This window comes from Pseudofrankia coriaricola, from assembly GCF_001854805.1.
Lineage (GTDB): Bacteria > Actinomycetota > Actinomycetes > Frankiales > Frankiaceae > Pseudofrankia.
The window spans coordinates 1-7378 of record NZ_MBLO01000205.1 but is presented as its reverse complement, the minus strand read 5'-3'; the positions used below and the strand labels follow the sequence as shown (position 1 = coordinate 7378).

The following is a 7378-nucleotide window of genomic DNA, read 5'->3' as shown; positions in this document are numbered from 1 at the left end:
TTCGCGCGGAACTGGCCGGACGGCACCCGGTAGAGATGGCGGACCAGCTCGAAGCTGTCACGCAGCGGCAGGTCCCACCACAGCGTCGAACGCTGACCGAACACCACCCCCAGACGCTGTGCCAGGCCGGCCCCAGTGCTGCACGACCTCGATGGCGGCCAGCCGTTCACGCGGACAGGGAGAGGTGGGTGAGGACGGCCAGGACCCGGCGGTGGGCGTCGGTGTGCTCGGGGACGTCGAGTTTGATCAGGACGTGGCGGACGTGCGCCTCGACGGTTCGCTCGGATAGCACGAGGCGGCGCGCGATGCCGGCGTTCGTCATTCCCTCGGCCATCAGCCGTAGGACCTCACGTTCCCGCTCGGTGAGCCCGGTGAGCGGGTCGTCGGTTCGCTGGGAGGCGAGCAGGCTTGCGACCACCTTCGGGTCGAGCGCCGATCCGCCGCGGGCGACCCGTTCGGCTGCGGCGAGGAACTCGCTCACGTCGAGGACCCGGTCCTTGAGCAGGTAGCCGAACCCGCCGAGGGTGACGAGTTGGACGGCGTGCGTGGTCTCGACGTGCTGTGAGAGCACGAGCACCCCGACCGCGGGGTGGCGTCGCTTGATCTCGCCGGCCGCGCGGGTGCCTTCGTCGGTGAACGTTGGCGGCATTCGGACGTCGACGACGGCGAGGTCGGGACGGTGCTGGTCGACGGCGGCGAGCAGCCGGACCGCGTCGCCGACGGACGCGACGATCTCGTGCCCGGCGTCCTCGAACAGCCGGCCGAGCCCTTCGCGCAGCAGCACCTGGTCCTCGGCGATCACCACCCGCATGCGCGTGCCACCCCTCCGGCGTTGGCCTGGTGCCGCCCGAGGCGGTGGGCGCCCTCGCGTCCGGCCACCGCAGCCGCCTGCGCGGTACGGCTCACGAGCCGCATGGCAGCTCGGCGGTGAGCACGGTGCCGGTGCCCGGGCCGCTGGCGATCCGCAGGGTCCCGCCGAGGGCGGCGACCCGCTCGGCGAGCCCGCGCAGCCCCGTCCCGCCTGCCGGCGTGGCGCCGCCGACACCGTCGTCCGCCACGGCGACGACGAGCCGGCCGTCGCGGACCTCGGCGCTCAGCTCGATCCGGCCGGCGTTCGCGTGCTTCACGGCGTTCGTGACCCCCTCGCTGCCGACGAAGTAGGCGGCGACCTCGACCCGGCGGTCCAGTCGCCCGCCGCCCGCGCCCTCTGGTCCGCCCCCGCGGACCGCGCCGGCAGGCCTGGCGCCCGCTGCCCGACCCGTTGCGTCACCGTCGGCCGCGGCCATCGTGGCCCCGGCCACCGGCGCGGCGGTGGGAGCCGGGATCGTCGCGGTCGCCGCCGGCACCACCGATGTCGGCGGCGGCGCGGTGGACGCGGACGTCGCCGCGGCGGAGGGCGCCAGGTTCACGCGCACCGTGACCGGGACGGGGGACTGGCGGGCGAGCTCGGTGAAGGCGGGGGTGAGGCCGCCGCCGAGCTGCGCCGGGGGCAGGCCGCGGGCGAGCTCGCGCAGCTCGTCGATGGCGATGCCCACCTGGGCGACGGCACCGTCGAGGGTGCGGCTCACTGGCTCGGGCCCGGCGGCGCCGGCGCCGAGCTGGTGCTGCGCGTGCCGCAGCGCCAGCCCGATCGACACCAGCCGCTGCTGCGCGCCGTCGTGCAGGTCCCGCTCGATCCGGCGGCGTTCCTCGTTGGCCGCTGCGACGATGCGCGCCCGCGAGTCGCGCACCTCGGCGAGCTGGCGGCGCAGCTCGACCCGCAGCCGGGCGATCTCGATCGCCAGCCCGCCCGCCTGGACGACGTCCCGGGGCAGCGGGTCGGGCCGCGGGCGGTGCAGCACCAGCGCGACCGGCTCGTCGCGGCGGCTGATCGGCAGCCGCGYCCGSCCGGCCGCGGCSGCGTCSRCGTCSGCGACCGGCTCGCCGTCGGCGTCSACGTAGRCSGCGCTCTCCGTCTGGAAGAACAGCAGGTCCAGGTCCGGGTCGTCGAGCAGGTCGCGCAGCACGKCGCSGATCTGCTCGGGGGCGGCGCGGYCGGCGCGCAGCGCGTCGAGGAAGTCGGCCATCCGGCGCAGCGCGTSRTAGCGGGCGCGGTTGAACCGACGGTCGACGCCGGCCTGCACCCGRSCGCGTAGYGGCCGGAACGCGACCGCGACGACCAGCGTGGCGCCCGCGGTCGCCACCGGGGAGCCGCGGCCGAGCACCGTGCCGAGGGTGAGGACCGTCGCCGCGAACGCCGCCGCCAGCAGGACGGTGATCGTGCCGTAGACGAGGGTGCGGTTGATGACGACGTCGATGTCGTAGAGCCGGTAGCGCAGGATCGCGACGCACGCGGCGACCGGGAGCGCCGTCATCGCCACCGCCGGCAGGATGCGAACCCCCGGCCACACGTTCCACAGCACCAGCGACGCCGGCAGGAACACCCCGGCGACCGCGGCCGCGTAGGTGTACCACTTGAGCTGCTGCCGGAGAACGCCGCGCGCGGCGCGCAGCCGCACCCCGAGCGCGGCGACGGAGGCAACCAGCGCGCCGATGATCAGCGCGGAGCCGACGGCGAACAGGAGGTCCGTCGGGACCGCGTCCGTGGCCAGCGGGTTGCGCCCGGAGGCGAACTCGCCGTCGGAGATATGGCCGAGCCCCCAGCCCGGCAGGGCGAGCACGGCTCCGAGGACCCCGGCCCACAGCACCCACCGCCAGCGGCGCCCGGGCAGGCGCCCGTCGGGGAAGAACAGGAAGATCGAGGGCCCGGTCAGGCTGCCGAACGCCCAGCTCGTCGTCGTCACCCACTCGGCCACCGGGCCGCCCGGCCAGCCGAGCGCCGCCGCCCGCAGCCCGTAGCCCTGGGCGACGTCCGCCATCAGCGCGTCCTGTAGGGCCGTAGCGCAGAACAGCCAGCCGACCAGGTGGCGCGGGTGACGGAAGACGATCAGTGCCCCCGCCGCGGCGAACGTCGCGTTGGACAGCGCGTAGAGCACCGTGTCGTAGCGCGACTCGAGCGACCACGACAACACGCAGGCGGCGACCTCGGCGGCGACCGTCAGCCCGAACAGGACCGCCGGGAGCCGGCCGCGGAACGCCGACGTCGGCACCATGCCCCCTCCCCGGCCTGCTCGCCGCGCCGTGCCCACGCGGCCCGGCCCACCCGCTCCGAACGCGGCCGTCCCGCGCGTTCGGGCGTCCGTCGCCCGCCAGCCCCGGTCCCGACGACGGCCGGCCCACCGGAGACGGCCGATCCGGACTGGGAGCGACCGTCGCGGCGGTCGCGTCATCGTCCCAGAGCCGCCGGGCGGCGCCAACAGCATTGGTACTCGCCCCAGATGCGTACTGGTACTTACCGCCGCCGCGCGCCGGACCGCGCGGAAAATGCGTGCCTGCGCCGATGCCCGGAATATCACCGTCGCCGTAGCTTCACCGCCCAGAACGCGGGCGCCACCACCTGGGAGCCGCGTCCAACCAATTCCGAACGGCGTCCCTGCGGAGGGCGAGATGACGACGACGAATGGCCTGAGTACGACAACAGGAGGCCGAGCGGACCCGCCGGCCGGCGGATCCGCGAGCGGCTCGAACGGCGGGCCGGTGCGGCGGATGGCGACGGTGGGAATCGTCGGCGCCGCGGCCACCGTGGCCGCCGCGGTCTTCGTGCAGACGGTCGTAGTGCCCGAGTCGGACGAATCGACCAAGATGTTCAGCTACCCGTTCTGGAGCAGGGCGCTCTTCGTCGTCTCGCCGGTCTACGCGCTGCTGCACGTGCTGGTTCTCGTCGGCGTGCTGGGGTTCGTCCGCTGCGGCGCGGCCGGTCCCGGTCGGGACGCGCGGGTCGGCGGAGGCCTGGTGCTCGGCGGGCTGGGGGTGTTCACCGCCGCCGAGCTCGCCTCGATCCCGGTCCGCGGTGACCGCGTCGCCGACACCGGCGCCATCCTCGTGAGCGCGACGTTCGCGCTGGCGATGCTGCTCGGGCTGACCGGCTACCTCCTGCTCGCGGTGGCCACGGCGCGGGCCGGGCGCTGGACGGGCTGGCCCCGGCGTGCCCCGCTGGTCGCGGCCGTCGGCTCGGTGGTGGTGCTCGTCATGAGCCCCTCGTCCGAGCTCCTCCCGAGCGGCGTGGCGGTCTGGGCCGTGGGTCAACTCATTCTCTGCGCCGCCACGTACACCGACCCGGCTCCCGCGGGGCCAGCTACCGCGAAGCGCGGGGCGGAGCGCGAGGTCCGACTGCCGTGACCCGCGTACCGGATGTGGCGGGCACGTCCGGTCTTCCCGGAAGCGGGTCCGGGGAGACCATCCCGGAGCAGGCCGCCAGCCCATCGGTGCCGGCCCTGGCCGGCCCCCGCGCGACGCTGCAGGTGCTGCGCGTCGCCGCGGTGCTGCACGCGCTCGCGTTCCTCCTCCAGCCGGTCTTCGCCGGGGAATACCTGGAGGGCGACGTCGACGCGTTGGCCCTGCACCACGCGAACGCGGGCGTGGTCACCGGCCTCGATGTGATCCAACTGGTCTGCGCGATTGTCTTCTTCTGGAAGGGCCGGGGGCGTGCCTGGCCGATCTGGGCAAGCCTTGCCATCGCACTCGCCGTCGAGGTCCAGGTCGGAGTGGGCTTCGATCGGCTGCTCGTGGTCCACCTGCCGCTGGGCGTGTCGCTCGTCGTCGGCCAGGTCCTGACCACCGTGTGGCTGTTCCGCGCCAACGCCGCCCTACCGCGGACCCGGCGGCAGCGTCGGGACCAGCGGGAGGGTGCCCGGTGAACCGGCGGCATGTGCTCGGCGCGTTCGGGCTGTCCGCGCTCGGCGTGGTCAGCTTCGGCGGCCTCGCCCTGTCCGACCCCCGCGGCCAGACCGGCGAGCTGCTACGCAGCCGCGCCCGGCTACCCAAGCCGCACACGGTACCGCTGCCGGTGCCACCGGTGGCCCGGCCGGTCCGCACCGACCCGACCACCGACTTCTACGAGATCGTGCAACGCGAAGCCGACCTGGAGCTGCTGCCGGGGCTGCGCACCCGGGTCTTCGGCTACGACGGCCTCTTCCCCGGCCCCACCCTCATCAGCCGCAGCGGCCGGCCAACCGTCGTCACCCACCACAACCAGCTCGCCGTACCGGTCGCCGTCCACCTGCACGGCGGACACACCCCGGCCGACAGCGACGGCCACCCCACCGACCTCATCCTGCCCACGGCCGGCTGGTCCGACCAGACCCATGCCACCCACGGCGGCGCCGTCACCGCCGGCCAGCGCGACTACACCTATCCGATGCGGCAGCGGGCCGCGACGCTCTGGTACCACGACCACCGCATGGACTCCACCGCCGCGCAGGTCTACCGCGGCCTGGCCGGCTTCCACCTGGTCACCGACGACGAGGAGGCCGCCCTGCCACTACCGCGGGGCGACCGCGACATCCCCCTGATGATCACCGACCGGGCCTTCGACGCCGACGGCTCCTTCCGCTACCCCACGCCCGACCACGCACTACACACCACCGGCGGCGTGACCGACACCTACATGGAGGGCGTGCTCGGCGACGTCATCCTCGTCAACGGCGCACCCTGGCCGGTACTGGAGGTGGCGGCCGCCCGCTACCGCCTCCGGCTACTCAACGCCTCCAACGCCCGCCGCTACCAGCTCCGCCTCGCTCCGGCGCGGACACCGTTCATCCAGATCGGATCCGACGGCGGACTGCTCGACCACCCCGTCGAACAGACAACCATCCTGCTGGCCCCGGGCGAACGCGCCGACGTGGTCGTCGACTTCGCCGCCTTCCCGCCCGGCACCGCCGTCACCATGAACAACACGCTGGGAGCCGGATCCACCGCGCAGATCATGCTGTTCCGCGTCACCGGACGTGCCAGCGACGACAGCCACGTCCCAGCACGCCTCAGCCACGTCGAGCCCCTCCGGCGCAGCCAGGCCGTGCGGACCCGAGACTGGCGCTTCCGCCGAGCACCCACCGGCGAGCACCCGAGCTGGCTGATCAACGACCGGCCCTTCGACCCCGCACGCATCGACGCCGACGTCACCCTCGGCGACGTCGAGATCTGGCGGTTCACCAGCGACCTGCACCACCCCGTGCACGCACACCTGAACCCGTTCCAGGTGCTGTCGCGGCGCGGCGGCGCACCCGGCCCGTACGACCTCGGCTGGAAGGACACCGTCGACGTCTCCCCGAGCGAGACCGTCGAGGTGCTCGTGCGCTTCACCGACTATGCCGGCCGGTACCTCCTGCACTGCCACAACCTCGAGCACGAGGACATGGCCATGATGGCCGCCTTCCGCACCCGGTAGCTGACGCCCCACCCGAGGAGGACTCAGATGACGACGGACCTGTCTGCCCACGACCGCTTGTCTACTCTCGACCGCACGTGGCCCCATCTGGAGCGCGTCACCGGCGCGGTCGGCCTGGCCGCGATAGTGCTGATCTTCGGCTCGGTGATCGTCATCGGCGAGGGTGAACCACCGACCGTGGCCACTGTCGCGCAGTCCGCCCGCTACTTCCGCGAGGCCGACGGCGCCTGGCTGCAGGCAGCGTCCGCCTTGTTCGCCATCAGCCTGCTGGTGTTCCTGTGGTTTGCCGTCGGCCTGAGCCAGATCCTGCGCCGCGCCGAGCCCGACCCGCCGTGGTGCTCGACGGTCGCACAGCTGTCGGGGGTGCTCGCCGTGGCCTTCGGCCTGGTCAACACCAGCATCGAGGCGGCCGCCCACCGTGGCGACGTGATCGACCCCACCGTGGCGGCCTACGCCTGGGACGTGGGCACCTTCGGCTTCGCCAACGCCCGGCTCGCCCTGGGCGGCTTCGCCCTGGCCGCGGGGCTCGCCGCGCGCGCGTCCGGTCTCTTCCCGCGCTGGCTGGCCTGGCTCGGCATCGTCAGCGGAGCCCTCCTGGTGCTGGCCCGGTTCGTCTGGAGTGCCGATGTGCTGTGGACGTTCCCGTACCTCGCGATGTGGCTCTGGATGCTCATCACCTGTGTGCTGCTGGTGCGCCGCGGCCCGAGCGTCTCGGTGAGTCGGCGCACGGCACCGTAGGCACGGTCGTCCGTCCATCCATCCATCCATCCGCGCGTCCGTGCCGGGCCGTCAGGTCGCGGCGGCCTCCGTCGCGGGCTCGGGCGTGGTGCCCGTCGTGTAGAGGCGGGTGATGACGTCCTCGATGGGGGGTTCGCGGATCGCGAGGTCGACGAGGGGGTAGCGGGCGGCGACCTCGGCGACGAGCGGGGCGGCGCTGGCCCCGGCGGGGAAGGCCAGCCACTGCCGGGGGCCCTCGACGCGGACCACGCGGGCGCCGGGCGTGGCGACCTCGAGCCGAGGCATCGGCGAGGCCAGGTCGACGATGAGCGTCCGCTCGCCGCCGAGGCGGTCGCGCAGGGTGGCGAGGTCGCCGTCGAAGCCGAGCCGGCCGTG

Annotated in this window: 6 protein-coding genes and 1 pseudogene; 4 read left to right on the top strand and 3 right to left on the bottom strand. The window is 74.1% G+C overall.

Annotation, left to right across the window (positions count from 1 at the left end; all coding sequences use genetic code 11):
- Positions 1 to 166: 166 nt before the first annotated feature.
- Together BCD48_RS22465 and BCD48_RS22460 are read right to left on the bottom strand one after the other, a co-directional pair.
- Complete coding sequence (locus BCD48_RS22465) at positions 167 to 811, bottom strand: response regulator (RefSeq protein WP_071050373.1); 645 nt, start codon at positions 809 to 811, stop codon at positions 167 to 169.
- Between the two features lie 91 nt (positions 812 to 902).
- Positions 903 to 3092, bottom strand: coding sequence for a sensor histidine kinase (locus BCD48_RS22460; RefSeq protein WP_071050372.1), 2190 nt, complete (start codon positions 3090 to 3092; stop codon positions 903 to 905).
- A gap of 394 nt (positions 3093 to 3486) precedes the next feature.
- On the opposite strand from BCD48_RS22460, the gene BCD48_RS22455 reads away from it, so the two are divergent.
- Genes BCD48_RS22455 through BCD48_RS22440 form a run of 4 tightly spaced genes read left to right on the top strand, consistent with a single transcriptional unit; the run spans position 3487 to position 7003 of the window.
- Positions 3487 to 4218: a hypothetical protein gene (locus BCD48_RS22455; protein ID WP_131804091.1), complete on the top strand. Its 732-nt coding sequence runs from the start codon at positions 3487 to 3489 to the stop codon at positions 4216 to 4218.
- A complete protein-coding gene (locus BCD48_RS22450; RefSeq protein ID WP_083419039.1) occupies positions 4215 to 4736 on the top strand; it encodes a hypothetical protein in 522 nt (173 codons plus the stop codon). Before BCD48_RS22455 ends, BCD48_RS22450 begins: the two co-directional genes overlap by 4 nt.
- Positions 4733 to 6265: a multicopper oxidase family protein gene (locus BCD48_RS22445; RefSeq protein WP_071050370.1), complete on the top strand. Its 1533-nt coding sequence runs from the start codon at positions 4733 to 4735 to the stop codon at positions 6263 to 6265. Before BCD48_RS22450 ends, BCD48_RS22445 begins: the two co-directional genes overlap by 4 nt.
- A gap of 27 nt (positions 6266 to 6292) precedes the next feature.
- Complete coding sequence (locus BCD48_RS22440; RefSeq protein WP_071050369.1) at positions 6293 to 7003, top strand: DUF4386 family protein; 711 nt, start codon at positions 6293 to 6295, stop codon at positions 7001 to 7003.
- Positions 7004 to 7054: 51 nt separating this feature from the next.
- On the opposite strand, the pseudogene BCD48_RS22435 reads toward BCD48_RS22440, so the two are convergent.
- Positions 7055 to 7378, bottom strand: a pseudogene (locus BCD48_RS22435) (methionine ABC transporter ATP-binding protein); the annotation flags it as partial.